At 49.2% G+C, this 25,731-nt stretch carries 22 protein-coding genes and 1 pseudogene; 6 read left to right on the top strand and 17 right to left on the bottom strand.

Translation table 11 applies throughout. The annotated features are described in order from the left end of the window. The first annotated feature begins 1 nt into the window (after position 1). Entirely contained in the window at positions 2–403 is a 402-nt protein-coding gene (locus Q0882_RS14455; protein WP_299183037.1) for a hypothetical protein, read from the top strand. Here the strand turns inward: Q0882_RS14455 and Q0882_RS14450 are convergent. The 13 genes and pseudogenes from Q0882_RS14450 to Q0882_RS14400 form a co-directional block, all read right to left on the bottom strand. Continuing rightward, positions 396–1,166: a TatD family hydrolase gene (locus Q0882_RS14450; RefSeq protein WP_299183034.1), complete on the bottom strand. Its 771-nt coding sequence runs from the start codon at positions 1,164–1,166 to the stop codon at positions 396–398. The genes Q0882_RS14455 and Q0882_RS14450 overlap by 8 nt on opposite strands. A 61-nt stretch (positions 1,167–1,227) precedes the next feature. Further along, on the bottom strand, positions 1,228–2,808 hold the full coding sequence (locus Q0882_RS14445; protein WP_299183150.1) for a peptide chain release factor 3: 1,581 nt from the start codon (positions 2,806–2,808) through the stop codon (positions 1,228–1,230). 215 nt (positions 2,809–3,023) lie between these two features. Next, positions 3,024–3,425 (bottom strand): flagellar export chaperone FliS, encoded by a 402-nt coding sequence (gene fliS / locus Q0882_RS14440; protein WP_299183031.1) that lies wholly within the window; start codon positions 3,423–3,425, stop codon positions 3,024–3,026. Between the two features lie 120 nt (positions 3,426–3,545). Further along, complete coding sequence (locus Q0882_RS14435) at positions 3,546–4,937, bottom strand: polysaccharide pyruvyl transferase family protein (protein ID WP_299183029.1); 1,392 nt, start codon at positions 4,935–4,937, stop codon at positions 3,546–3,548. After that, positions 4,918–5,025, bottom strand: coding sequence for a hypothetical protein (locus Q0882_RS16780; protein ID WP_366915936.1), 108 nt, complete (start codon positions 5,023–5,025; stop codon positions 4,918–4,920). Before Q0882_RS16780 ends, Q0882_RS14435 begins: the two co-directional genes overlap by 20 nt. 49 nt (positions 5,026–5,074) lie before the next feature. Then, the gene (locus tag Q0882_RS14430) at positions 5,075–5,740 is read right to left on the bottom strand and encodes a UDP-N-acetylglucosamine 2-epimerase (protein WP_299183027.1); all 666 of its coding nucleotides are present in this window, start codon (positions 5,738–5,740) and stop codon (positions 5,075–5,077) included. Between the two features lie 68 nt (positions 5,741–5,808). After that, positions 5,809–6,006 (bottom strand): annotated as a pseudogene (locus Q0882_RS16775) (UDP-N-acetylglucosamine 2-epimerase); the annotation flags it as partial. 29 nt (positions 6,007–6,035) lie between these two features. Beyond that, positions 6,036–6,158, bottom strand: coding sequence for a hypothetical protein (locus tag Q0882_RS16770; RefSeq protein ID WP_366915935.1), 123 nt, complete (start codon positions 6,156–6,158; stop codon positions 6,036–6,038). A 14-nt stretch (positions 6,159–6,172) separates the two neighbouring features. Continuing rightward, positions 6,173–7,219 (bottom strand): N-acetylneuraminate synthase family protein, encoded by a 1,047-nt coding sequence (locus Q0882_RS14420; RefSeq protein ID WP_299183025.1) that lies wholly within the window; start codon positions 7,217–7,219, stop codon positions 6,173–6,175. An 80-nt stretch (positions 7,220–7,299) separates the two neighbouring features. Then, positions 7,300–9,327 (bottom strand): 6-hydroxymethylpterin diphosphokinase MptE-like protein, encoded by a 2,028-nt coding sequence (locus Q0882_RS14415; RefSeq protein WP_299183024.1) that lies wholly within the window; start codon positions 9,325–9,327, stop codon positions 7,300–7,302. A 35-nt stretch (positions 9,328–9,362) separates the two neighbouring features. Next, a complete protein-coding gene (fliD, locus tag Q0882_RS14410; RefSeq protein WP_299183023.1) occupies positions 9,363–11,468 on the bottom strand; it encodes a flagellar filament capping protein FliD in 2,106 nt (701 codons plus the stop codon). 48 nt (positions 11,469–11,516) lie between these two features. Continuing rightward, positions 11,517–11,897 (bottom strand): flagellar protein FlaG, encoded by a 381-nt coding sequence (locus Q0882_RS14405; RefSeq protein WP_299183022.1) that lies wholly within the window; start codon positions 11,895–11,897, stop codon positions 11,517–11,519. A gap of 173 nt (positions 11,898–12,070) precedes the next feature. After that, positions 12,071–13,831 (bottom strand): flagellin, encoded by a 1,761-nt coding sequence (locus Q0882_RS14400; protein WP_299183021.1) that lies wholly within the window; start codon positions 13,829–13,831, stop codon positions 12,071–12,073. Positions 13,832–14,072: 241 nt separating this feature from the next. Between Q0882_RS14400 and Q0882_RS14395 the strand changes: the two genes are divergently transcribed. After that, the gene (locus Q0882_RS14395) at positions 14,073–14,384 is read left to right on the top strand and encodes a hypothetical protein (protein WP_299183019.1); all 312 of its coding nucleotides are present in this window, start codon (positions 14,073–14,075) and stop codon (positions 14,382–14,384) included. Between the two features lie 123 nt (positions 14,385–14,507). Here the strand turns inward: Q0882_RS14395 and Q0882_RS14390 are convergent, their stop codons facing one another. The 4 genes from Q0882_RS14390 to Q0882_RS14375 form a co-directional block, all read right to left on the bottom strand. Continuing rightward, positions 14,508–14,942, bottom strand: coding sequence for a transposase (locus Q0882_RS14390; RefSeq protein ID WP_299183017.1), 435 nt, complete (start codon positions 14,940–14,942; stop codon positions 14,508–14,510). A gap of 20 nt (positions 14,943–14,962) precedes the next feature. Next, positions 14,963–15,535 carry a hypothetical protein gene (locus Q0882_RS14385; protein WP_299183016.1) on the bottom strand — a complete coding sequence of 191 codons (573 nt, stop codon included), beginning with the start codon at positions 15,533–15,535 and terminating at the stop codon, positions 14,963–14,965. Positions 15,536–15,649: 114 nt separating this feature from the next. After that, entirely contained in the window at positions 15,650–18,001 is a 2,352-nt protein-coding gene (locus Q0882_RS14380; RefSeq protein ID WP_299183015.1) for an MMPL family transporter, read from the bottom strand. After that, positions 18,001–19,071, bottom strand: a complete 1,071-nt coding sequence (locus Q0882_RS14375) for a YCF48-related protein (RefSeq protein WP_299183013.1) — start codon at positions 19,069–19,071, stop codon at positions 18,001–18,003. Before Q0882_RS14375 ends, Q0882_RS14380 begins: the two co-directional genes overlap by 1 nt. Positions 19,072–19,425: 354 nt before the next feature. On the opposite strand from Q0882_RS14375, the gene Q0882_RS14370 reads away from it, so the two are divergent. The 4 genes from Q0882_RS14370 to Q0882_RS14355 all read left to right on the top strand — a co-directional run bounded on the left by Q0882_RS14370 (position 19,426) and on the right by Q0882_RS14355 (position 25,535). Further along, positions 19,426–20,985, top strand: a complete 1,560-nt coding sequence (locus Q0882_RS14370) for a PAS domain-containing methyl-accepting chemotaxis protein (protein WP_299183011.1) — start codon at positions 19,426–19,428, stop codon at positions 20,983–20,985. A 359-nt stretch (positions 20,986–21,344) separates the two neighbouring features. Beyond that, entirely contained in the window at positions 21,345–21,878 is a 534-nt protein-coding gene (gene ftnA, locus Q0882_RS14365) for a non-heme ferritin (RefSeq protein WP_299183009.1), read from the top strand. A gap of 460 nt (positions 21,879–22,338) precedes the next feature. Continuing rightward, a complete protein-coding gene (locus tag Q0882_RS14360) occupies positions 22,339–23,709 on the top strand; it encodes a sigma 54-interacting transcriptional regulator (RefSeq protein ID WP_299183008.1) in 1,371 nt (456 codons plus the stop codon). Between the two features lie 170 nt (positions 23,710–23,879). Continuing rightward, positions 23,880–25,535: an acyl CoA:acetate/3-ketoacid CoA transferase gene (locus tag Q0882_RS14355; RefSeq protein ID WP_299183007.1), complete on the top strand. Its 1,656-nt coding sequence runs from the start codon at positions 23,880–23,882 to the stop codon at positions 25,533–25,535. Positions 25,536–25,731: the final 196 nt, after the last annotated feature.

The raw sequence follows: 25,731 nt of genomic DNA, 5'->3' as shown, positions 1-25,731 counted from the left end.
TATGCGTATCGCACTGTGTTTAATTGCCGTTTTAGGCCTGAGCGGATGCATCAGCATGGATAGCATTACACCGTCCAAGCGGGAGCCTGCTGATACCAGCTATTACCTACTGGACACTAAATATCGCTTTTTCTGTCTGGGCAATACAAAACAGTGCAGAGATATGACCAAGATCGTCTCATCCCGCGCGGAACTAATTCCGATTGAGAAGACGTACGGCCAGAAAATTTCCGGACCCAACTATCCGGTATCACTGGCCCGTATGGTGATGAACCCAGCTGACGGTAGCTATACCAGCTCACCGGTAGGCTCGGATGGACGTATCTTCAAGATCCCGGTTAACGATAAAACAAAGGTTGTCTGGGAGACCCTCTCCCGCATCGAAGACAATCTGTTTAACTGATCGAGTGAAATAACGCCACCGCCTGAGCGGTGGTGATCCGCGCAACCTGCTCGACAGAGCACCGTTTCAGCTGCGCCACCATTTCAGCCACCTCACGAACACGAGCAGGCTGATTGATCTCATCCCTATAACCACTCAACGGCATATCAGGCGCATCCGTTTCCAGAATCAGATCTGCCAGATCCATCTCAGACACAATACTCCGCAGTTTTTTAGCGCGCTCATAGGTTATAGTCCCGCCGATACCCAGCTTAAACCCCAGATCAACATACTGCATCGCCTGATGCTTGCTACCACTAAACGCATGCACGACACCACCGGCCTGTAACTTTACCCTACGCAATCTCTGCAACATCTGATCATGCGCTTTTCTGACATGCAGAAGGACCGGCAGATCAAACTGTTTTGCCAGTGCAAGCTGCTGATCCAGATAAAACAGCTGTGCATCGAGATCCGCATCTGGAATAAACAGATCCAAACCGATCTCACCTACTGCGCAGACCGTTTGAGTCTCAAGCAACCGAGCCAAACGCTTAAGATCTTCCGGCTGATGCTGATCCAAAAAGCAAGGATGCAATCCTAACGCGGCATGCAGGCCAGCATGATGAGAAACACAATCCAGCAGCCGCCCCCAATGTTTTTCGGTGACACCGGGAACAACAATCTCATCAACACCAGAGAGGGATGCCTGCTCCAGCAGTTCCTGACGACGGGACTCAAATTGGGGGAAATCAATATGACAGTGGGAATCGATTAAGCGCATAGAAGCAGCTTAAGATGCAGAGAGGAAAGCTGCAAGCTCAGCGAGCCTGCAGCGATAGGCTTTAATGCTCGCGGGTCGCCCTGAAAGCGACATCCGGCCAGCGCTCCTCAGCCAGGCTTAGATTAACCCGGGTTGGTGCCAGATAGGTGAGCAAACCACTGCCATCGATTGCCAGATTATCGTGGTTTTTCTTACGAAACTCTTCCAGGGTTTTGTCATCATCACACTCCGCCCAGCGTGCAGTCTGCACACTGATCGGTTCATACTTACACTCAACCTTGTACTCATCCTTCAGACGGAACACCACCACATCAAACTGCAACTGCCCTACCGCACCGAGGATCAGGTCATTATTCTTCAGAGGCTGGAACAGCTGAACCGCACCCTCTTCAGACAGCTGCTGCAAACCTTTCTGCAACTGCTTCATCTTCAGCGGATCGAGTGGCCGCACACGTCTGAACATCTCCGGTGCAAAGTGAGGGATGCCGGTAAATTTCAGATCTTCGCCCGCCGAGAACGTATCACCGATCTGGATCGTACCGTGGTTATGTAACCCGATAATATCCCCAGACCAGGCTTCCTCTACATTCTCACGATCACCCGCAATAAAGGTCACCGCATCGGCAATTTTGACATCCTTTTTGATCCGGGCATGGCGCATCTTCATCCCTTTCGAATACTTACCGGAACAGATACGCATAAACGCGATACGGTCACGGTGCTTCGGATCCATGTTCGCCTGAATTTTAAAGATGAAGCCGCTGAACTTATCCTCTGCCGGGTCGACTTCGCGCGTAATCGTCGCCCGTGGAATCGGCGCAGGCGCCCACTTCACAAAATCGTTCAACATCTCGCGTACGCCAAAGTTCGCCAGCGCCGTACCAAAGAATACCGGTGTTAGCTGACCTGCAAGGAACTCCTCCTGGTCATACTCATGGGTCGCCCCACGAACCAGTTCGATCTCTTCGAGAAAGTCTGCATAAATATCACCCAATAGCTCTTCCGCTTCAGGCGTTTCCAACCCCTGAATCTGCACATCATCAGGGATAGTGTGTCCCATACCGGGTTGGAAGACATGGATCGTATCGGTATAGAGGTTATACACCCCCTTGAATCGCTGCCCCATATCGATCGGCCAGGTGATGGGGGCAGCTGCGATCTTCAATACCTCTTCAATCTCATCGAGCAGTTCAATCGGATCTCGGATCTCACGATCGACCTTGTTAACAAATGAGAAGATCGGAGTGTCACGCAGGCGACACACATCCATCAGCTTGATCGTACGATCCTCAACACCTTTCGCTCCGTCAACCACCATCAGAGCAGAATCCACGGCAGTCAAAGTACGGTATGTATCCTCAGAGAAATCCTCATGTCCCGGCGTGTCCAGAAGGTTAACCATACGACCGTTATAGGGGAACTGCATCACCGAAGAGGTGATCGAGATACCACGCTCCTGCTCCATCGACATCCAGTCAGAAGTGGCATGACGGTCACTTTTTTTACCTTTAACAGTACCCGCCTGCTGAATCAGTTGTCCGAACAGCAACAGCTTCTCGGTGATAGTGGTTTTACCTGCGTCAGGGTGAGAGATAATGGCGAAAGTCCGTCGTGTCGAGACTTCCTGATCGATGCTAGACATAGTTATCCGGATAAATTGGTATCTGAGCGGTTGAGGTGATTCAAAACCGACTTGAACAAAACTGGCGCTATTTTCGCCGATAAGCCGCTGATCCACAACCAGCGAATGATTCAGAATCACTATGTACTCACCTCAACTTAAGGCCCAAACGGCTATCAAAAGGAAATAACCACAAAAAAAGCCGCATATAGCGGCTTTTTATAAAAATGGATATCTTACTCACCCATCTGGATATCGTTTGGCATCTCCGCCCAACCCTGCTTGATCTCAAGCATCAGATCCATGATCTCCTGCACTTTTTCTGCATCGTTCTGACTATTCGCCGTCATAATCGAGCGGAGCATATAGTCGTACAGCCCATTCAGATTCGCTGCAACCTCTCCACCCTGCTCCAGATCCAAACTTCCCTTAAGACCCACAACGATCTCAGACGCTTTATTCAGATGCTGAGTACGCTCCTCGATCGACTCACGCTCAATCGCGCCTTTTGCCTTAGCCAGAGATCCCAGGACTCCATCCAGTAACATAGAGATCAGTTTATGCGGACTGGCAGTCTCAACTGTCGCACGAAGGTCAACGCTTTGATACTGTTTCAATGCATTCAAATTAACGCTCATAAAAAACCTATTCAGAAACTAAAGTACTTGCAAAGGAGATCGGCAGAACCTCCGATCTCTTTAAGATAGAATTAAGTCAACTTATTCCATAAAGTTCTTATCCAGGAAAGTGCCTATCTGTTATATGTATTCAGCATATTCCTTTCTTGCCTGATTTGCCTTCTGATTAAACAAAGCATGCTTAGTATCTGCAGCTGACAACAATGATTCTGATAGTGCTTCGATTGTTTCAAAGCAGCTCTCTTCATTCACTGCTACCGCAAACTCACTGAGACCCATTTCCTCATAAAGCTTTTCGATCTGCCTGTAATTAACCAGACCGATAGTCGGCGTACCCTGCGCAATTGAACAGAGGTTAGCATGGAATCTTGTACACAGGCTTAAACGCGCCCCCGCATACAAACTGAAGATCTGCTCACTGCCCGGACCGTGCAGAAGAGGAGCCACGATCACAGACCTCCTTCTGAAGGCATCATCCATCTGTTCCAGCAGATCCGAAATGGCCCGAAGATCCCTAAAAATATGCGGCACTAAAACTATCTGCTGCACTAAACCTTGATTCAGGTACCTTTCCAGCAATTTAACCAGGCCTGAGAGAAACCTCGTATAACTATCTGTATCTGTAAATCGCTGATCAAGCATATCACCGGCGAGGTTGACGGCTAAATAGTCGCCCTCCAGATGCAAAATCGGTTCAGAGCACGGGACAAAACAACCGGCATCAGGCGTCCAGATACACTGTTGCGCATATTCAGAACCTATATATTCATTCAGCGCTTCCAGAGAACCGTCATTACGGATGGAGACCATATTCTTTGGATCCGACAGCACATGATCAAGAAAGAACCTGAACCGGGTGCAAGCTTGTTCGGAAGCGCCCTGCCCCGGATCAACGCCAAGCGCATTGAACAACACAGGGACTTTGATCTGTTTGAACAGTTCGGGCGCCAACATAAAGGAGGTCCCAGTGGGAGAGTGCTCCACCCATAACTCAAAGTAGTTACCGCCCCCAACCACCAGCATGTCATAGGAATTAACCCTCTCAACAAAGCTTTCATCGAAAGCGCGCAGCTGCCAGTAAAACTCCCGGATCTCCAGTGGCTCAAAGCCAAAAGAGTAATGATTCAATCGCGCCAATCCAGCATAAAAGCCTGCATGGTTGGCATTGTCCCCGATAATGCCATTCAGCTCCCCCTCTTCATTGATGACAAACGCTTTAAATGGGGAATGATCCAACTGACTCACACTGATCATGGAGCAGGCCCTTTGATCAGACAGCATCTGAGAAAATGCTGCATCTATATGCGTGGAGCTCCTTGCAGGGGATGTCGGTTGCAGAAGAACCACATAATCAAAACGCTCACCCTGCTTTTCCATTTCCAGCAAAGCATGCATGACGACCGGTTCAGAAGGTGTGCAATCCCCAGACAGTTCTGCCGGGCGTTCAAGCGTGCAAACCGGAAAGTCAGAAGCCTTTCTGAGGATTTCAGCATCATCCGATGCTAACCACAATTTTATCTATGTATTTCGACTGCAACGCGGCCTCAACCGTCCACGAGATCAGGGGCTTCCCGGCAACGGGACAAATATTCTTATGCACAATCCCTTTGGAGCCGCCCCGGGCAGGAATAACCGCAAGCACCGCGGGCCTAGTAATCCGCACCCTCTTTTGCAACCGTGTGCCTTAAGCGCAACTCATCGTCGACTTTAACCCACAAATGTGGCGACCGGTGCTTATCCACAACTGACGCTATGGCTTCAAGGATCTCATCTGTTCCATAACCCACATTAATCACATGCTCACCCGATACCCTGCTTTGTTGACGAGTGCCTATATCGATGACACTGACCCCGTAATAGGATGCTTCACGCACGCCGGCACTCGAATTGCCAAGCACAAACTGAGCATGGCGCAGCATCACCAGGAAATATTCAAAACGCAGGGAGGGGAAAACCCGAATCCTAGGGTTACCGCTGAAACGCTTGAACTCGCGCATGATGATTTCGGAGCCCAGATCGTTGTTCGGATAAATGGCTATATAGTTCCGATCACTTGCCAATACCGCATCCACAAAGTTACGCGTATAGCTTTCCCAGTTTGCGATCTCGGTTGTGACCGGGTGGAACATAATAATTGCATAGTATTCAAAGGGAATTTCGTAATACTGTTTTACCTTAGATAAAGGCGGCAGGTTATTTGATAACAGAATATCAATGCCCGGTGAGCCGATAATATGGATCGCCTCAGCCAGCTCACCCAACTGCAACAATCTGTGCCGGGCATCTTCATTAGCCACCAGATGGATATGCGACATTTTACTCCTGCATGTCGGATCAGGTCATCAATCGTACCAGACTTTTCCCCACCTTCCACATGAGCAACCAAAATATTATTCAGGCTGCCGACTATTGCCCCTGCCAGTGCCTCAACACGATCACCGTGGACCACGATGAGATCCGGCTTCACCTCAGAAACAAAATGAGAGAAATCATCAATCGTTTTCCCCAGATTGCGGTCCATAAAATCGGTGTGTTCATGGTTGATAAAGGGGTAGATGTTGTCGAAACCACTTTTGTAGATTTCGCCAATCGTCTTTCCATACTTGCTGTTCATATGCATGCCGGTGGCAAAATATGTACATCAAATTCCTGGAAATCCTGTGTCACCCGAATCAAAGACTTGATCTTACCGAAGTCTGCCCGTGTACCTGTCAGGAAAACGATGCGTTTCATTATTATTCTTAGCTCTATATAAGATCCGACCAGCCCAGATGCTCATCGGCTTTTATTTTCCGAGAAGATGTTCGTCCAATAACTGTATTGTAGTCTTCAGCGGGAATTTCACCTGTACCCGGACGCTTCACCCAGACGTTATCTTCGCTAATCAACTCGCCCTGATCAATATCTTTAATCGCAACCACCGTGGCAAATGCAAAATCCATTGTCACCTGCTCTTCGGGTGCAGGCCCCTTCTCCCCCCCCAGCATGTGAGTAATTTCTGCGCTGCCTTGAATCAGCTCACTCATGGCTGCAGGATCCATAGAGTTAATGATATCCGGCCCCTCTCTTTCCATACTATCGGTAAAGTGCCGTTCTAAAATCTTAGCGCCCAATGCGACAGCCGCAAAACATGCCAGATTCGAGGTTGTATGATCAGATAAACCGATGACGCAATTCGGGAAGTGTTTCTGCAGAGCCTGCATTCCTCCCAACCGGACAAGATGAGCAGGCGTTGGATAGAGGTTCGTTGTGTGCAACAGGGCCAGATCAACCTTGTTTTTCTCAAAGATAGCCACGGCCTTTGCGACACTCTCAATGGTATTCATCCCAGTACTCAAAATGACCGGTTTGCCAAAAGAGGCGATGTGTTCGAGCAATGGATAATTATTACACTCACCTGAACCAATTTTGTACGCGCACACCCCCATACGCTCAAGCCTGTCAGCTGCGGCCCTCGAAAACGGTGTGCTGATGAATATCATGCCCTTTTGCTCAACATAAGCCTTTAAGGCCGTTTCATCCTCTTCATCAAGAGCACATTTAGCCATAATGTCATAAATGGACTCATCCGCATTGCCCGGAATGGTCTCCCGGGCTTTTGCGCTCATCTCATCTTCGACAACGTGAGTCTGGTGCTTTATGACCTCTGCACCTGCTGAGGCTGCAGCATCGACCATCGCTTTGGCTGTTTTCAAACAACCATTATGATTAATACCTATTTCAGCAATCACTAATGGTCGGGCATCACCCCCGACCCAGCGGCCACAGATATCAAAGCCTTGAGACATAGCCATGTTCAACCTCTTTTATTCACAACTGCCGCTGTTCGACAAAAAAAGGGCCACGCAGCCCTTTTTATTAAAACGCTAAATCATCAGTACGTTGTGTACAGATCAAGATCGTAGAATTTATCTTTCAGATCCACATACTGAGATTCAAAGAAGGTTGCCATGATCTGCTTCACCCGAGTACCCACCTCAGCATAGTTCTGCTGATCATTGTAGGCGTAAATTGAGCTGATCACGGCCATTAGATATTCCATACTTCCGCGCATATACCACTGGGTATATTCAGAGATATCCGCCTGTTTAAACGTATCATTGACGGTTCTTAAGGTGGTACAAAGATCCGCTTCCGATGTAATCTGGCTGGCGGTAAAAACAGACAACATCCGATTGTTGAGTTCTTTCATTTCTGCACAGACCTGCGTGCGTATCGTTTCCGGATCTTCGAATTCAAGTTCACGGCGATGAAAAACCCGGGGGAAAATATCATTAAGAATGTCGCCAGACTGAATACTTTCCAACGCTTCCAGTTGTCCGGCCTTGATATTATTAGCGCCATTGATAAACGCCCCACTGCCGAGATTAGTCAGCTTTAGGTGATATTTCTCGATCAACCTTTCTATCTCAAGGCGGGTATTGTTCAGCGTTGAGGTTGTGTAGACGTATTTTGACTGGGTACCACGAACCCGGAAAACCCCGCTCTGGATATATCCCTGCTTGGCATACTCATTCTTATCTTCACTTTGCTGAAACTTACTCTGACTGGCGTGGTGAGAATCCAGATTCTTCATTCCACAGTCTACGCCTGCAAGGTAGATATTCTCAAAACCCAATGTCACTGCCAGAGCCACACCAAAATTTGTCACCGTTGGATTACAACCATCTGCAACACAAAGCGTATTACCTTCCACCATTTTCAAAGCGTTTTTCACATAGACCATACCCAGGTCATTGGGCTTAATGGAGATGAAAGATTTATCTTTATCAAACAGTTCGAAGCACTTCGGGTACACCGTGTTCAAACCAACAAAGTAAATTCCCTCGCGAAACTCTGAGGCTGTAGAATTTCGTAGCCAGTCATAGGTACTTAACGGCCTTTCCTGCTCAATGTGGATATCCGGTTTTATACCAATATTTTGCAAAGTCCCCGTTGCTGAACCACAGGAAATCAGAATACAGCCCTGCCGGTTTTCCCGAATGTAATCGATACTCTCATCCAGAGAGGGGCCATTACCCAGAACAAAAACAGGGTACTGATTTCTATTCGCAGCATCATTTAATGCCATGCGTGAAATCCCGTAACCTCCGGCAATGTTTTGCAGGGTATGCGCCAGCCCCACACGCTCATCATCATAAAAACCAAATCCTGAAACCGCTTTCAGAATCCTCTCTTTAAGAGTCTTAACAAACTCTTTAATGTCTGGGTTTTCATAATGGTAGTAAACGTAATACTTGGAAAGGTTGAAATAACCATACTTTGAAAGAAAACTATTCAGACGAGCAATAGCTGTATTGATATCCTTCTCAATTATGACTTCAATTGAACCTTTTACGCTCTTCAAAAGAGTAGACCAGTCAACAAAGAACATCGAGGCAAAAAAGCCTGCAAGATCTGTGTCATATATCACAAGATTCCTTACAGGTTTTGCCTTTAACAATAAATCGATATGAAGACCACTTCCAATTCCACAAACTACAACCATTTGTAGAATATTATCTTTATTTGGTGCAGTAGCCCCTTTTTCTCCATCTGGATATAAATCGAACATTGATTCCATCATCTGCTGATGGATATAACCCTCTTGCTTTACTACCGATGCATCCTGATAGCGAATAAGACGGCACTTAGTATCATTCAAGAACTCATTGACTTGCTTTTTTGCATATGTAATTGGAGATTCAGGATAAACAAAACGCCCACCAGAATTTTGTATATTGATGTCCCCATTTCCATCAAACGCAGGAATTAGTCTGGTTGGCTTATACTTACTGACTCTCTCAAAAAGGTCAGGGCTTTTAGTTTTTAAAAATTCTAAGTTCTTAGAAAAAATCTGGCCCGCCTGATTTTTACTGTCTAAACGCGACAACAAAACATCCAGCCCTGAAGAGGTCTGCATATAAAACAACCTTTTGATTTAAAAAAGAAATTACCTTAATTATTTGTAGCAGTGAATGGAAGCCGCTCAAGAATGCCATCAAGCTGACTACCGGTACTCTGGAAACTATTCACAATTCGCTCCATCGCTAAGTACTGGGAATAGAGCCTCAACTCCAGCTTCTCCATCTTACGATCCAGATCTTCACGATCATCTGAGATTCCCTCAAGGGAATCATTAATACTCTCTTCACGCAGTTTAATGCTGCCGGAACTGGAGAGGAAGCTATCGATCAGCGTATTCAGTTCTCCCGCAAAGCCCCGTGAGAAACTTGCCGTAACGGTGCCTGCCGCTACTGCATTCTCACCGATGGTGAAGTTCAGACCGTAAGCATCAGAATCGATCGGTGGCAGTAGCACATTGCCAGAACCAAACGCGGTTTCTCCCGCAATCGTACCCACCGCATCAACACCCGTATCACTATAATCAGTCGCAGCAACTAAACCCAATTGTGCAGCATTGGTGCCATAATCCGCTGAATCAAAACTTACCGAAGATGCACTACCATAACTGCGCGAGGTAAAGTCAAAAGCGCTACCGTTGTAGCTGACATCGACCGCCACATTGGAATCACTCAGGTTGCTGTCACCATTAATCAGGGACTGCAGCGCAGCTGCAACTTCATCTTCAGATGAGAATGTTCCCGTTAGTGCAATGGTATCGCTTTTCACTCCATCAACAGTGACGGCAAATGAGTAAGTTGTATCCCCCTCAGCAATCACCAAATCTGATGGAAATGGGAAAGCCGGAGACGGTGCCCCCAGGCTAACCGATGCCTTTTCCGGGTTAGTGGTCACAACCACATCATAATCACCGGCCACCGTACCGGAAGCATAACTGCCGACACTCACAGAGACCTGATCATCACTGGTACTGGTCTGGGTGGCGAATAGCGCCTCAACCAACGCAAAATTATCATCCATCGCAGAGGAGAAATCATCCTCATCGATCGACAGGGTGCCATCAAGTTCGGTACGGATACCGATATTGGTCAATGCGGTAAAGCCGTCATCTAATCCTGGCACAACCGAGCCAATCGAGCTGCGTAAACGATTGATCAGCGTTTTTGCCGTACCATCGGTGGCAAGATCCCCTTTGACTGTCTGATTGGTCTCTGCATCCTGACTGTAACCCACCAAGTTCTGGGAGGTCTCATAAAACAAGTTGTAGGCATCTACAAAATCACGGATCGCCTGCTGTGCGATCGAGGTATCCTCTTCAACCGTAAAGGTCAGGCTGCTACCCGGCTCCGCTTTATTCAGCGAGAAGTTAAACCCCTGAATAACATCATCGATCTCATTGGTCTCACGGTAAACAGTCAAGCCGTTTACCTTTAACTGGGCATCTGCCCCCTGTTGCGTTTCCGTAACCTGAGAATGCTCAGTTTCATTAAACTCGAATACACTCAGACCCGTTGCATCCCCTTTAGTCGCATCATCACTGGAGATCCTCAGTGCATTATTTTCACCGGAAGGTGCTGTGAGGAGTAACTGATAATTGCCATCAACCAGCAACACAGAGGCCTGAACACCGGAATCTTCAGCGTTGATTTTTTCAGTAATATCATCCAGTGAATCACCCGCTTCAACCGTAATATTCAGTGCTGCACGGTCTGCGTTCACTGCAAAAGAGTATGGGTCCTGATCCGTATCTGCATCCGCAGCGGCATCAGCATCCTCATCATAGGTCCAGGCACCAAAACTGATGGTCAAGGTACCGCTTTCCCCCAGAGCCGCATCTTTATCCGCATAGGCACCTGTCGCTAAAGACTGAGCCTGCGCAACCGCTTCCACCTCAATCTGGTAGGTGCCGGTCTGGGCCCCCGCATCCACGGAGTTTGGGGTAATAATATCGGTGTCGGGAAACGCCACTGAACGGGAGTTAAAGGTATCGTTATCCGCCAAAGGCGACAGGACCGATTGCAACTCTGACAGACTGCTCTTCAGAGTACCGTACGCAGAGATCTGCGCATTGAGGGTTTCTTGCTTGGAATCTAAACGGTTTTGCTGCGGCGCACGTTCGATTTCAACTAACTGGGATACAAGACTGGTGGTGTCGATACCAGATCCGGCTCCCAGTGATTTAATGATGCTATCACTCATCGCCCATGCCTCTGGTTTTCAGGTGAGTAGATGAAAGCCTGAAAGGGCTCAGGCTTTCTTGTCAAACAGGAATCCTATCATCCGATCCAGGGATTCAGCAAACTGCAGCGCTTCCTCATTCGGGATCTGACGGATCACTTTATCAGTGCTCAGGTCACGAACCTGTACAACAACCTGATCTGAGGACTTATCCACAGAGAAGCTTAAAGAGCGCTGACTACTTTTCATCATCTCATTAAGACGATCAATGGCCGCATCAAGCTTTTCGGCGGTGACTTCCTGCGTCTGTTTCGCCTGCTCCTGAAGGCGCTCGCTCTTGGGCGGCTGCTCTACCGGCTGGCGTTGAACCTGCTGTGCTTGCTGAGGCTGCTGAGACGGCTGAACAATCGTGGCCGCAGCATTTGCAGCGTTCATTGATTCAATTGCCATAACCCATTCCTCTCTCTTTTTTAAAAAGAATCCCCTAGCCGTGTTTTAACTCCGTCTAGGGGATAGGCCGCCTACAATCTTACTTGTAGGAGTTCATGCAATGAACGGCCCCCTGTCGCTGTTTTCACATCGGCCAGGGGACTGGCCTCCTACGTCCTAGTATAGCTGCGATCTTACTGTAACAGAGACAGAACCTGCTGAGGTGCAGCGTTCGCCTGTGCCAGCATCGCAGTACCTGCCTGCTGCAGAACCTGAGCACGGGAGAGTGCAGCCGATTCTTTCGCAAAGTCCGCATCTTCGATACGTGAACGGGCAGCCGCTACGTTCTCAGAGACGTTAGACAGGTTATTGATAGTGAAGTCCAGACGGTTATTGATCGCACCCAGATCGCCACGTGTAGAACTAATTTCATCAAGTGCAGAGTCAATTACGTCTATAGCTCGTTGAGCGCCCGCCGCTGTAGAAATATCTACCGATGCAATGCTACCAGCGCCTTCAAGAGTATTACGTTCCTGAAGACCAGTAAGCGCTAACACATCAGCGTCTGTAGCGGTATCAGCATACTCCACAGAGATCTCTTCCTGATTAGAGGAGCGCAGCGCCAGACCAGAACCAGAAGCATATGCAACCACACCTGTCTCATCCGACAGTTTATTGATTGCCTCAACCGTGTTGCTCACACTATCCGCTTGAGATGTACCACCATCAATCGCGCCAATTTCAACACCATTTATGATCAAATCACCATCATTCAGATCATTTAATGCTGCTGCTGCTGTATTAATATTTGCCGATAACAGGTTTCCGTTATCATCGTTCAGATCAATACCTAAACCTGTAGACACGTCTGCAGCTGCTGTACCTGTTGCCTCAATCTTGACACCACGTCCATCAGCAGAAGTATCATCAAAAACAACTGAGTAGTTTGTTGCAACTGCAGCAGCTGCAGCTGAGTTACCACCAGCTGCAGCCGCCTGGGCTGTGTCACCAGTTACAGTAACTGTAGCAATATCCTCTCCCACCAACTGCAATTTATTATCATCTGTTAAAGAAGCGCTCACAAAACCACTGGATTCGTTAATCTTGTCAACAAGCTCATCCATAGAGTCAGTATCTGTTAACACCAGTGTTTCAACCGTGTTCCCGTTGTTGTCTGCAACTGCGATTGTCAGAGCATCAGTACCTGCTAGAAGGACGCCATCACCAGCATCTAGCGCTGTCCATTCCACAAGCGTGGAAGCTTCAGCACCGAATCCATCTAGATCCGCATTTATTGAGTCCAGAGTCTCTTGAACTGTTGCAGCGGCATCTACTGTGGAGATTGCCTGATCATTAACTGTAATTGATGCACCTGTGTTATTCACAGCAGCACGTAGGTTAGCTACTGCAGTAACTTCTTCACCCACAAGGTCTCCGGATACCCCACCAAGCGATTTAGAATCCATCGTACCAATTTCAAGTGCGATAGTTTCATTCGCATCGGCACCCGCCTGAAGGTCTACCTGACCCAAGGTACCATCCAGAATCTGAAGGCCGTTGAATTTAGTAGTTTCAGAGATTCGATCGATCTCCTGAATCAGCTGCTGAACCTCGGCGTTCAATGTTGCACGGTTACCATCATCGTATGTGCCGTTGGCAGACTGGATAGACAGCTCACGCATACGCTGCAGGATGTTGGTTGTTTCGTCCAGCGCACCTTCAGCGGTTTGAATCAGAGAGATACCATCGTTGGCGTTACGAATTGCCTGGTCCAGACCACGTACCTGAGAGGTCATACGGTTGGAGATTGCCAGACCCGCAGCGTCATCACCCGCTGAGTTGATACGCTTACCGCTGGTCAAACGTTCCATAGACTGGTTCAGGTCGCCCTGAGATAGAGTCAGGTTACGCTGAGCATTCAGCGACATAATGTTTGAGTTAATTACCATTGCCATGAGATGTTCTCCTCATTATCAGCCGAGTCTGACCGGCTGCTACATATATTTTTTGGCTATGCGGATCACTCTGTTTGAAGGGGTGAGTAATCCAAGCTTGAGTTAGTTATCGACCACTGTTTCAAACGCTTTAGAAAAAAAATCTGATTTTTTCCGAAACGCTCAGACCAATCATCGATGCCTCGTTGATTTTTGTTATCGGCAGGCTCACACTGAGCATTAGATTTTTTTGGAGACGAGCATGCACCCGCTGATTCAACTGGCACAAAACGCACTGGAACAGGCCCAACAGATGGAGCAACTTGCTCAGGATAACCAGTGGGATGAGCTTAACCAGATCCAGACAGCCCATAGCAAAACTGTTTATGAGCTAATGACCGCCGAGATCCCCCCAGAGCTGTCCGGGGATCTGCGTACGATCTTGCTTGAGGTCAAAGAGACCAACAACCGCACCATGCAGCTCGCCGAAACCGTTAAGACCGGATTAGTGAAAGAGAAAAAGACTTTGGGCCAGGCCGCAAAGATGCAGAAAGCCCTCGACGCATTCAGATAGAGGAAACGCGGTTTGTAGTTTGTGGTTTGTGGGATATGAGATTTGTGGGAGGCGTGTCTCACGCCGATTAATCCCCATCCCCGCCACACCCTCGCCCTGAGACAGGGCTCCTACAATTGAGCCCTACAGATAGATACAATCCCACCAGGGGTAATTCCTGACACTGCGGCATAACCCCGCCCTGACAGGATTCATTACGATGTAGCGAGCTATATCGATAATACTCTCTTCTGATCTCACAGCATGGTCATAAAAGCCGGTCTGCCAGATCGACTGCTTCAGCGCTCGAGTGCATAGTTTTTTAAACAACTTGACGGTTTCAGAGAGTGAGTAACTATCCTTTAAGTGCATCAACCAATGGATATGATCTGGCATCACTACAAAGGCGATGGTATCTGCAGAGGGGGAAAGCTGCCTTAGCGCTAAAACCGCCTGACGGGCTGCTAAGGGATTGGAAAATATCGGTTCGCGCTTTTGCGTGGTGAAGATCAGATAGTAGATCTGACCGGATTGACTATAGCGCCCGATGCGCAGGGCATGGGATCGTCCTTTTTTCATAGATCACATCCTTGTGATTATCATTTTGTATTGATGGTTCGCTCTATGGCAGGGCTCCCTATCCGTGGGAGGCATGTCCCATGCCGAATAATCCCAACCCCCGCCACACCCTCGCCCTGAGACAGGGTTCCTACATCCACACCCCGTAGGAGGCGTGTCCCACGCCGATTAATCCAAATCCCCGCCACACCCTCGCCCTGAGACAGGGCTCCTACATCCACACCCCGTAGGAGGCGTGTCTCACGCCGATTAATCCAAATCCCCGCCACACCCTCGCCCTGAGACAGGGCTTCTACATCCAAACCCCGTGGGAGGCATGTCCCACGCCGAATAATCCGAACCCCTGCCAATCCCTCGCCCTGGGACAGGGCTCCTACATCCAAACCCCGTAGAAGGCGTGTCCCACACCGAATAACCCCAATCCCTACCAATCCCTCGCCCTGAGACAGGGCTCCTACATCCAAACCCTGTAGGAGGCGTGTCCCACTCCGATTAATCCCAAGCCCTACCAATCCCTCGCCCTGGGACAGGGCTCCTACATCCAAACCCCGTAGAAGGCGTGTCTCACGCCGAAGAATCCAAATCCCCGCCACACCCTCGCCCTGGGACAGGGCTCCTACATCCAAACCCCGTGGGAGGCGTGTCTCACGCCGATTAATCCAAACCCCTACCAATCCCTCGCCCTGGGACAGCGTTCCTACAAGAATCTATTCTTTTACTCTGTCAGGATGCAGCAGACAGGCGATCGCTGGCAGGAGAATCAGCGCTCCCAGCATGTTCCAGATGAACATGAAGGTGAGCAGCACCCCCATATCGGCCTGGAATTTGATTGGTGAAAGTGTCCAGAGAATCACACCGATCGCCAGTGTCAGGCCGGTGAAAGCAACGGATTTACCGGTGCTCTGCAGCGTTTCCAGATAAGCCACCGACAGGCTATGCCCCTGCTGAAGATAGGTCTGCATCTTGGAATAGATATAGATGCCATAATCCACCCCAATCCCTACACCCAGAGCGATCACCGGCAGCGTGGCAACTTTGACGCCGATCCCCAGCTGCGCCATCAACGCCTGACAGAGAATCGATGTAAGCGCCAACGGCGCGATAATACAGACCACTGTGCGAATCGAGCGGAAGGTTAACAGACAGAGAAAGCTGACCACCGAATAGACCCAGATCAACATCTCATACTGTGCAGTTTCGATCACCTGATTGGTCGCGGCCTCAAATCCAGCTTTACCCGCCGCCATATGAAACTGAATCGTCTTGCTATTGAACTGCCCTGCGAAGCTTTCAACCGCTTGAGTGACCCCTTTCAACGTCTGCGCTTTATGGTCATCCAGAAAGATGATCACCGGTAGTAGCGAACAGCTGCTGTTCATCAGCCCTGCGGGCACATAGGCGAGCGAAGCGTTGATCACATACTGATTTCTGATCACCGAGCGCCATTGCAGGCTGCCCTCATTCAGTCCCGCTGTGACCCGTTCTGACACATCCACCAGCGAAATACTCGATTGCACCCCCGGCACATTGCGCAGGTAAAACTGAAAACGGTCCACCGTCTCCAGCGTTTCATAACGACTGCAATGCTCCTCTGGGGTTGAAACCATCACCACAAAGACATCACTGGAGGTCGAGTAGTTACTCGTAATAAACGCATTATCCAGATTGTAACGCGAGTCGGCACGTAGCTCCGGTGCGCCGCGATCCAGATCCCCTATCTGCAGATGCTGACCGCCGTAGAGTCCTAATACCAGCAAACCCACCGCAACTGTAACAGCAACCATTGCACCTTTCGGTTTGGCAAAGATGCTCAACAGATGCCAGTGAGAACGCTGCTTTTCAATACTTCGCTTCGCCTTACTGATCGCATTACGTCCCACGCCGACATAACTCATCAGTACTGGAAGCAACATCAGGTTGGTCAGCACAATGACAGCGACCCCAACGGAGGCCGCCACGGCTAGATCCTGAATCACCTGGATCTCTATCACCATCAACGTGATGAAACCGATCCCGTCAGAGATCAGTGCGGTCAATCCGGGTATATAGATCGTCTTAAACGCATGACGGGCCGCTTCAAGCTTTGAGGCACCGCTGCTGGCAGACTCCAGCGTAATCGTATTCACGACCTGAACGCCGTGACTCACCGCAATCGCGAACACCAAGAAGGGTACCAGCATAGAGTAAGGATCCAGCCCAAACCCCAGCAGGTTCAGTAGCCCCAACTGCCAGATCACTGCCGCCAGAGAGCAGATAAGCGGAACAACCGTCCCCATCACACTGCCGGAGTAGAGATAGAGCAACACCATAGTGACACCAAACGCTACTGCGAAAAAGAGCGCTACCTGCGAAGCACCTTCGATCAGATCGCCAACAATTTTGGCAAAGCCGGTAATATGGATGCTCACCTGCTCGCTGCTGTACTGGTCACGCACCAGCGTTTCCAGTCGTTCAGAGAACGCCTGATAATCGAGTTTTTCGCCCGTTTCCGGGTCTTTATCAAACAGAGGTACCTGCACCATCGCTGACCTGAAGTCATTGCCAACCAAAATACCGACCTGACCGGAACGCAGGATATTGGTTCTCACCTGCTCCAGACTGGCTGCAGAACCATCGTATTTAGCGGGGATCACAGGCCCACCCACAAATCCCTCTTCGGTCACCTCGGTCCAGCGCACATTCGGCGTCCAGATCGATTTCAGCGCAGAGCGGTCAACACCGGGAATAAAAAACAACTCATCGGTTACTTTCTTCAGCGTGGTTTGAAACTCAGCGGTGAAGATATCACCCTCATCGGCAGCAACAACTACACGAATACTGTTGCCCAGCCCCGCAAGGTCATCTTTGAAATTCAGGTAGTTTTCAACATAGGGATGTTCCGCCGGAATCATTTTGACAAAGCTGGCATCAGGACGAATCTGTGAAGCCTGCCAGAGGAAAAACAGTGTCGCGATCATAAAAACAAGCAGCACCGGTTTTCGGCATCCAAACAGAAAGCGCTCTGCGACCTTTTCACTGGTCGTGATTGGCCAGAGCAGCAGGGATGAGATCTGTTTCATTACTGCTCACCTCCACTCAAGGCGACACGGCTAACGCCATTCTCACCGACAATAACCAGCCTGTTACCCGCAACAACCAGATCAGCGTAACTCAACAGCCCCCGATCAGAATGGGGGATAAAGCGATCACCCTGCTGCTTTAGAAGTGCACCACCCTGCCCTACCAGATAAGCTTTACCCTCAATCGCAGCAGCCCCAGTAATCGTTGATCTATGAGGCAAAACAATCGGCTCCCAACCCATACCTTTCCGCTTGAAGACATTGCCACGCAGCCCCATCAGATAGAGTCCATCGGTTTCAACAGCGGTAAAAAAGGAGCCCTCATAAGGTGACTCAACCGCCTGCCACGCTGTCCCATCCACACTTTCCAGAAGCAAACCCGCCTCCCCTAGAATCAACAACTGTCCATCCCCGGTCTGATACAGTTTATTTAGATGAAATCCCTCTGGGTTGGGCAGATGGTGTCCTCTGTAGTGCCAACTTCGGCCACCATCGTCGGTTATAAAGAACATACCGTAGGAACCAAGCAGATAACCTGTTTTCTGATCGGTAAAATAGATATCAAGCAGTGGCGCACTGGGTGCTTCGTCTGCAGCGCCCCTGGCATCATCCAACTGATATTCGATCTCCTCCAACTGATCGGCATACTGCTCCGAATTCACAGACAAACGCTCAAACTCAGCAGCAAGCGCTTTTACCCGCAGACTGTTCAGCTGACTACCCTCAAATTTTTTTGACCAGGATTCACCCCGATCAGAACTGTGAACCACCACACCATCATGACCAACAGCCCACCCTTGCCTGTTATCAAAAAAGTGCACTCGGGTAAAGAGCGTGCTCACTGGGACTTTTGCCTGATGCCAGGTTTCACCATTATCATCAGAGTAGATAATTACACCCTGCTCACCCACGGCCACCAGTCTCTGATCGACTTTCGTGATGGAAAGCAACAGCAGATCTGTCAGGGATTGCTGCTCTATCGCTGGTAGTAACAGGCGGTCTGCCCGGAGTACCCCAGCCTGAAAAAACAGAGTGATCATTAGAAGAGAGATAAAGGATAAAGAACGCATGCGGAGCCCAATTATTATTTTTTTCGGGATTATTAAGCAGTAAAGCTTGGTATATGCTTTCTTATCGAACAATAACATCGGCCCCCATTTTTAGTAACATTTAAGTTCAGGCCCATTTCTGTCCTAGCGAAATCTAAGAAAAATTCTTAATTTTCATACAGTAAATTATAGGCTCATTACATCTTTTTAATAATGAGGTAACATCCCTGCCGGAAACTAATGTTCATTATTTCCCCGACCGAAAGGACGGTTGGAATGAATATTCATAAGAAAACCGGATGAAACCTAGAAACGCGGCCCTATAAAAACAAACTATGTCGCCCCAGAAAAACCGGAATTTACTGGAGAGCAACCATGTCGAATCTGCACATATCAGGCAGGGAGTGCGTATACCCTGGTAACGTACGCCTCATTTCTACTACCGATACCCGCGGCACTATCACCTACGCTAATCCGGAATTCTGCGAAGTTGCTGGATTCACTCAGGAGGAGCTGATTGGAAAGCAACACAGCATTGTTCGCCACCCGGATATGCCTCCCGCTGCGTTTGAGGATATGTGGGCACACCTGAAGAACGATCAACCCTGGATGGGGATGGTGAAAAACCGTTGTAAGAATGGTGACCACTACTGGGTTCAGGCCTACGTCATGCCGATCTTTGATAACAGCGGAACTAAAACCGGTTATCAATCAGTACGTACCCGCCCCTCTACCGAGCAGATAGAGCGCGCAGAGAAGATCTACACCAAGATAAGCAATAAACCTCCACGTAAGGTAGAGACAATCAGTCTGGCCGCTCGCATTCTGACAATTACCGCGCTGATGGGACTCATGATGTTAGCAATCCCATTCCTTCCACTGACAGCGATCGTCAGCACCCTACTCATGGCTGCTATCTTTGCCGGAGGCCTAAGTTGGATCTATCTGGCCACACGCGGTTTAAGGAAGATATCCAACGTCACCTCAGATATCTATGACAACCCACTGGCCCAACTGGTGATGACCGAGAATATGCATGAGCAGGGCTCAGTAGAGCTCTCTACCCGGATGATGCGCGCCCGACTGAGAACCATTGTTGGCCGTGTTGAGGATTCCATCGGCACACTCAAAGATGTCATGAATGAAACAGATGAGGCGATCAGCCAAACAACCTCAGGGATCCATCAGCAGAATAGCGAAAGTGATATGTTGGCCAGTGCAGCAACCGAAATGTCTGCCACCGCCCATGAGATAGCAGAAAACACAGCCCAAACCTCTGAGGCCACCCAGAAAGCATCTGCACTCGCTGAACAGGGCAAACAGAACATCAGCACCATGCAGTCCAGTATCACAGAGCTGGTAGAGGATGTTGAAACCGCTTCCCTCTCTTCTGAGGAGCTGAAACGCCAGGCCTCCTCCATCGAACAGATCGTAAATATCATTAACGATATCGCAGAGCAGACTAACCTACTGGCGCTTAACGCTGCGATCGAAGCCGCACGTGCAGGAGACCAGGGTCGTGGATTTGCAGTGGTCGCTGATGAAGTCCGCACTCTGGCCCAAAGAACACAGACCTCCACCAGCGAGATCCGCAACACCATTGAAGCGATCCAAAAACAGGTATCTGTGACCGCTGACTCCATGCAACGCTGTTCCGAACAGGCGCAAACAGGGATTCAGTTAGCAAATGAAGCCACAGCGTCCTTTGATGCGGTCTCTCATGCGATGACTGAGGTATCTGATCGCTGCACGCAGGTTGCCAGCGCCTCGGAGCAACAAAGCGCCGTCTCCGATGAGATCAGCAATAATATTCTCAGCATCCGCAATATCGCCAGTAACAATATGGAAGCTGCGGAGAAGACCAACCATGCGAGTGGCAACCTACACAAGCTGGTGAATGATCTTAACTCAATGATGAAAACGTTCTCGGCATAAACCCCTGAGCGCAGATCCGGTCCTACTGAGGTTTTCCCAGAGGGCCGGACCTGCTTTCCTACCCCTTCTCGTTTCTGTACTTCTGAAAAGCCGAAATTGCTGCATGAGTAAAATCCGCTTGACCCGTAATTGATATCAATTATCATTACCAGATTACCTTTTTGCAGACCCCTCTATGAGCAAGCACAAAACATTATGCAAATTTAAGCGGTCAGATATTGAAGCTCATTTCAATGAGTTAGCTAAACAGACCCGATCCAGCCAATACCTCTGCCTTAAATGTGCCCGCTCAGCCAGCGGAAAGAAATGGCTCTGCAAACCGGCATCAATTTAATTCGACCTCTAAGAGACACCTAAACATGCTTAGCCCTATCATGCTTGAAAAGCTGAACGAACAGATCAATCTGGAATTTTTCTCCTCCAATCTCTACCTGCAGATGGGCGCCTGGGCTGAATCTAAAGGTTTCGAAGGATGTGCTGAATTTCTCTATAAGCATGCGGATGAAGAGATGTCGCACATGAAGCGCCTTTTCACCTACGTGAATGAAACCGGCGCAATGGCCCTGATCGGATCCATTGAATCTCCTTCAGCTGAATATGAATCCGTACGTGATCTTTTTGAGAAAGTGTATGAGCATGAGTGCTTCATCACGGGCAAGATAAACGAACTTGCACATACTGCCTTTGCCAATCAGGATTACTCCACTTTCAGTTTCCTACAGTGGTATGTCGCTGAACAGCATGAAGAGGAAAAACTGTTCAATGGTATTCTGGATAAGATCAAAATAATCGGTGAAGATGGAAAAGGACTATTCTTTATTGATAAAGAGATCGGTGAACTGGCAAAGAACGGTAACGGCGGCAGCATCATGGATGCACCAGCAGAGATATAGACTATAAATCAATAAGTTATACGACACACCTAGATCAAAACAGAAGATTTTTCAAAAAACCTTCTGTTTTTTATATATTTTCCCTAAAGTAATATCAGATATGCCCGATAATTAACCAGAAAGTAGCCTCTCATGCCTGAAACAAGGAAGGAGAATTAGCGTGAATACTGATTGCACACACTGTTTTGAACTAGTAAACACGGGCAAGGAACACCCTGATCTTAAAACGGTCAGCGACCTGGGCAGCTCGCAGATCTGCAAATGCGGACATTGCGGTGCGATGCTGATGAGTACTGCAGGGAACTGGGATGTCGTAATCAAGGGCTCCGTCACCCGCCATCACAAGCGCAATAAACGAAACGCGGCCTGATATCTGCCCAGCGACGCTGTCAAAAAACAGTTGGCAGCGTTCATATTTCAGCGTACGTTGAGCCAGACAGGATCACTATAAAAGTCCGTTATGCTCTCACTTCGCCAGCTTATCCAACAGGATAGCAACCACAACCTGCTCGACCTCCTTTCCAGCTTATGCCAGGGATCCATCGCCGTTGATGAACAGGGGCTTATTCTCTGGATGAGCGATGCCTACCGATCCTTGATCAATGTTCCCGAAGGGCTGGATCCGATCGGCAGACCCGTTGAAGAGCTACTGCCCACCACTCAACTCCCCAGAGTCGTACAAAGCGGGAAGCCCTCTTTTGTTGATCTTATGCAGATCAACAACCGCTGGTGCGTCGTCACAAGGCTACCAATCAGAAACCCTGAAAATGTGGTCCTCGGTGCGATCGGCTTTGTCTTTTATGATGATCTCGACAGCCTGCAACCGCTCTTTGACAAGTTTGCCAGACTCCGACGTAAGTTTGAGGATGAAAAGATACTCCGCCCCAGCCGTTACGCGCTCGATGACATGATCGGGAGCGCCCCTGCCACCGAACAACTTCGTCGTCAGGCACTCCGCGCAGCCCAACTGGATACAACGCTTTTGCTCCTCGGAGAAACCGGTACAGGGAAGGAGCTGCTCGCTCAGGGGATTCACCACGCCTCTCCCAGGCGTGCAGGCCCTTTTGTCGGAATCAATATGGGTGCGCTCCCCGAATCGCTGGTTGAATCGGAACTCTTTGGCAGCGCGCCCGGCGCTTATACCGGAGCTAACCGGGCAGGCAGAGTAGGCAAGATCCAACTGGCGGATGGCGGCACCCTTTTCCTAGATGAGATCGCCGAGATGCCCCTCACTATGCAGGCTAAACTTCTGCGAGTTCTTCAGGAAAGGGAGGTTGAAGCGCTTGGATCAAACCAACTACAGAAAGTTGATGTCCGTATTATCGCTGCCACCGCTAAAGATCTGAAACAGTTGGTCCAGACCGGCGAGTTCAGAGAGGATCTCTACTATCGCCTAAATGTCTTACCGATTCAGATCCCTCCGCTACGTGAACGTCTGGCTGATCTCCCCGAGCTGACTGAGTTTATGCTGACACAGATCCAACGCCAATCTCAGTTGCCCGAGCTTTCCCTTTCAGCCACCGCTATGGAGTGGCTAACCCACTACCGCTGGCCAGGTAATATTCGGGAGCTAAGAAACCGGTTAGAGCGAGGCTGCGTTATGGCCGAAGGGCAGCAGATTGAAGCACTCGATCTGGGCTCCGACGATGAAGCCATCACCGATGCAGATACCGACTCTGCAGGCACCGATCTGAAACATGTCCGCATGGAAGCCGAATATCAAAGAATTCAGCAAGCCATTACACAATGTAACGGCAATAAAACCGCCGCTGCTAAACGCCTGGGTATCTCACGGGCAAGCCTGTATCAGAAGCTATCTTCACACAGATAAACCGTCTATAAAAATAGACACAAGCAACACACCCGTCTCAAAAAAAAGACAACTCCATTCATCTCTCTCTTTAACAAAATCAGTAACCCTTTGTTTTTAAAGAACCATTAACATCTGGCTCAACCTTTGCTCTATTCCTGGCAAACAGAATAAAAATAATCGGTAGCGCTATGACCCCGAATAAACAACTGACAGCCGAGCAGGCTGCTACACTGATCCAATCCAATGACACTCTGGTCACTGGAGGCTTTATCGGTATCGGATTTGCTGAAAGTCTGGCAAAAGCGATCGAAAAGCGCTTTCTTGAAGAGGGATACCCCAACAACCTCAGCCTGCTCTATGCCGCAGGCCAGGGCGATGCAAACAACCGCGGCCTGAATCATTTTGGACATGAAGGGATGATCAAGCGCGTCATCGGTGGACATTGGGGGCTGGCCCCCAAACTTGGAAAACTGGCCCTTGAAAATAAGATTGAAGCCTACAATCTCCCTCAGGGGATTATCTGCCATATGTTTCGTGATATTGCAGCAGGGCGACCCGGCACTCTTACCCACGTCGGCTTAAATACCTTTGTGGACCCGCGCCAAGAAGGCGGCAAAATAAATAATCGATCGAAAGATGATCTGGTAGAACTGCTGGAGATTCAGGGAGAAGAGTGCCTGCTCTATAAGCACTTCCCGATCAATATTGCGCTATTGCGGGGAACCACGGCTGACGCCAAAGGCAATATCTCTATGGAGCGAGAAGCGCTACCACTGGACGCCCTGGCGATAGCTCAGGCAGTGAAAAACAGTGGCGGCAAAGTTTTAGTTCAAGTTGAAAGAGTGACTACCCAGCACCAACTGACTCCGGACAGAGTTCGTATCCCTGGCATTCTGGTTGATCATTTTATTGTGGCGTCAGAGGAGAGTGACCACCCACAAACCTTTGCCGAGACATACAATCCAGCCTATACCGGTGAGATCATTCAAACCAGTGACACGCCCAACCCAGCACCTCTGGATGCGCGTAAAGTGATAGCTCGCAGGGCTCTGATGGAGCTACAGAAAGGTGCGGTGGTGAACTTGGGTATCGGCATGCCTGAATCGATTGCAGCCGTTGCAGCCGAGGAGGGCAAACTGCAGGAGTTTACCCTGACAGTTGAACCCGGTGGCATCGGAGGCCAACCTGCCAGCGGGCTGAGTTTCGGGGCCATCAGTAATGCCGAAGCGATTATCGATCAACCGGCTCAGTTTGACTTTTACGATGGCGGAGGCCTTGATCAGGCCTTCCTTGGTCTGGCTGAAACCTGCTTTGAGGGGCACGTCAATGTCAGTCGGTTCGGGAGTAAGCTTGCAGGCGCTGGTGGCTTTATCAACATCACTCAAAACACCCAGGACCTCTACTTCCTTGGTACCTTTACATCCGGGAAGCAGCAGCTTGAAATTCAGGATGGAAAGCTCGATGTCGTTCAAAATGGCACCTTGAAGAAATTCAAAACCACAGTTCAGCAGATCACGTTTAATGGTAGCTACGCCCTCCAGTGTCGTCAGAGAGTCACGTTTATCACTGAACGCGCCGTATTTAGATTAACTAATCGGGGACTGATGCTGACTGAGATCGCTCCCGGCATCGACCTGCAAAAAGATATTCTGGATCAGATGGAATTTACCCCGCTGATCGATGATCACCTGACCCCGATGGATGAACGCTTATTCAGACCAGACTCAATGAGACTGGATCAACCCGGCAGCAGACCGATGCAGCAGATGCGGGCATTGATGAAAAAGGTACTGCTCAGTGAGCAATGTTCCACACCGGAACCGATTGTAACCTCAGCAAGCTAAGGGAATATCTGCTTTTACCATCCAGTGATCTGTGCGCCAGAACCCATCTTAAATTCGCTTGTGCGGCGTTAATGTGCCCGGGCTTTGGCGCCTGATCAATAGAGTTAATACGGTTGCTCTTCTCAGATGCCTCGCAGTCGATGGACCCGACTACGATTGCACTCCTAATTTATCCGTCAGACTCGCTGGATGGTTT

This window comes from uncultured Neptuniibacter sp. (genome assembly GCF_947498015.1).
In the GTDB taxonomy this organism is placed as follows: Bacteria; Pseudomonadota; Gammaproteobacteria; order Pseudomonadales; family Balneatricaceae; genus Neptuniibacter.
Note: the sequence above shows the minus strand (reverse complement) of the source record. Positions and strands in the feature narration are given on the sequence as shown.

What these genes read in the sequence shown, in the direction of transcription:
- Q0882_RS14395 (WP_299183019.1), top strand. Translation starts at nt 14,073, where the DNA reads ATGCACCCGCTGATTCAACTGGCACAAAACGCACTGGAACAGGCCCAA.
- Q0882_RS14455 (WP_299183037.1), top strand. Translation starts at nt 2, where the DNA reads ATGCGTATCGCACTGTGTTTAATTGCCGTTTTAGGCCTGAGCGGATGC.
- Q0882_RS14415 (WP_299183024.1), bottom strand. Translation starts at nt 9,327, where the DNA reads ATGCAGACCTCTTCAGGGCTGGATGTTTTGTTGTCGCGTTTAGACAGT.
- Q0882_RS14430 (WP_299183027.1), bottom strand. Translation starts at nt 5,740, where the DNA reads ATGTCGCATATCCATCTGGTGGCTAATGAAGATGCCCGGCACAGATTG.
- Q0882_RS14380 (WP_299183015.1), bottom strand. Translation starts at nt 18,001, where the DNA reads ATGAAACAGATCTCATCCCTGCTGCTCTGGCCAATCACGACCAGTGAA.
- Q0882_RS14400 (WP_299183021.1), bottom strand. Translation starts at nt 13,831, where the DNA reads ATGGCAATGGTAATTAACTCAAACATTATGTCGCTGAATGCTCAGCGT.
- Q0882_RS14355 (WP_299183007.1), top strand. Translation starts at nt 23,880, where the DNA reads ATGACCCCGAATAAACAACTGACAGCCGAGCAGGCTGCTACACTGATC.
- fliS (WP_299183031.1), bottom strand. Translation starts at nt 3,425, where the DNA reads ATGAGCGTTAATTTGAATGCATTGAAACAGTATCAAAGCGTTGACCTT.
- Q0882_RS14445 (WP_299183150.1), bottom strand. Translation starts at nt 2,808, where the DNA reads ATGTCTAGCATCGATCAGGAAGTCTCGACACGACGGACTTTCGCCATT.
- fliD (WP_299183023.1), bottom strand. Translation starts at nt 11,468, where the DNA reads ATGAGTGATAGCATCATTAAATCACTGGGAGCCGGATCTGGTATCGAC.
- Q0882_RS14405 (WP_299183022.1), bottom strand. Translation starts at nt 11,897, where the DNA reads ATGGCAATTGAATCAATGAACGCTGCAAATGCTGCGGCCACGATTGTT.
- Q0882_RS14375 (WP_299183013.1), bottom strand. Translation starts at nt 19,071, where the DNA reads ATGCGTTCTTTATCCTTTATCTCTCTTCTAATGATCACTCTGTTTTTT.
- Q0882_RS16770 (WP_366915935.1), bottom strand. Translation starts at nt 6,158, where the DNA reads ATGAAACGCATCGTTTTCCTGACAGGTACACGGGCAGACTTCGGTAAG.
- Q0882_RS14370 (WP_299183011.1), top strand. Translation starts at nt 19,426, where the DNA reads ATGTCGAATCTGCACATATCAGGCAGGGAGTGCGTATACCCTGGTAAC.
- ftnA (WP_299183009.1), top strand. Translation starts at nt 21,345, where the DNA reads ATGCTTAGCCCTATCATGCTTGAAAAGCTGAACGAACAGATCAATCTG.
- Q0882_RS14450 (WP_299183034.1), bottom strand. Translation starts at nt 1,166, where the DNA reads ATGCGCTTAATCGATTCCCACTGTCATATTGATTTCCCCCAATTTGAG.
- Q0882_RS14360 (WP_299183008.1), top strand. Translation starts at nt 22,339, where the DNA reads ATGCTCTCACTTCGCCAGCTTATCCAACAGGATAGCAACCACAACCTG.
- Q0882_RS14420 (WP_299183025.1), bottom strand. Translation starts at nt 7,219, where the DNA reads ATGGCTATGTCTCAAGGCTTTGATATCTGTGGCCGCTGGGTCGGGGGT.
- Q0882_RS14390 (WP_299183017.1), bottom strand. Translation starts at nt 14,942, where the DNA reads ATGAAAAAAGGACGATCCCATGCCCTGCGCATCGGGCGCTATAGTCAA.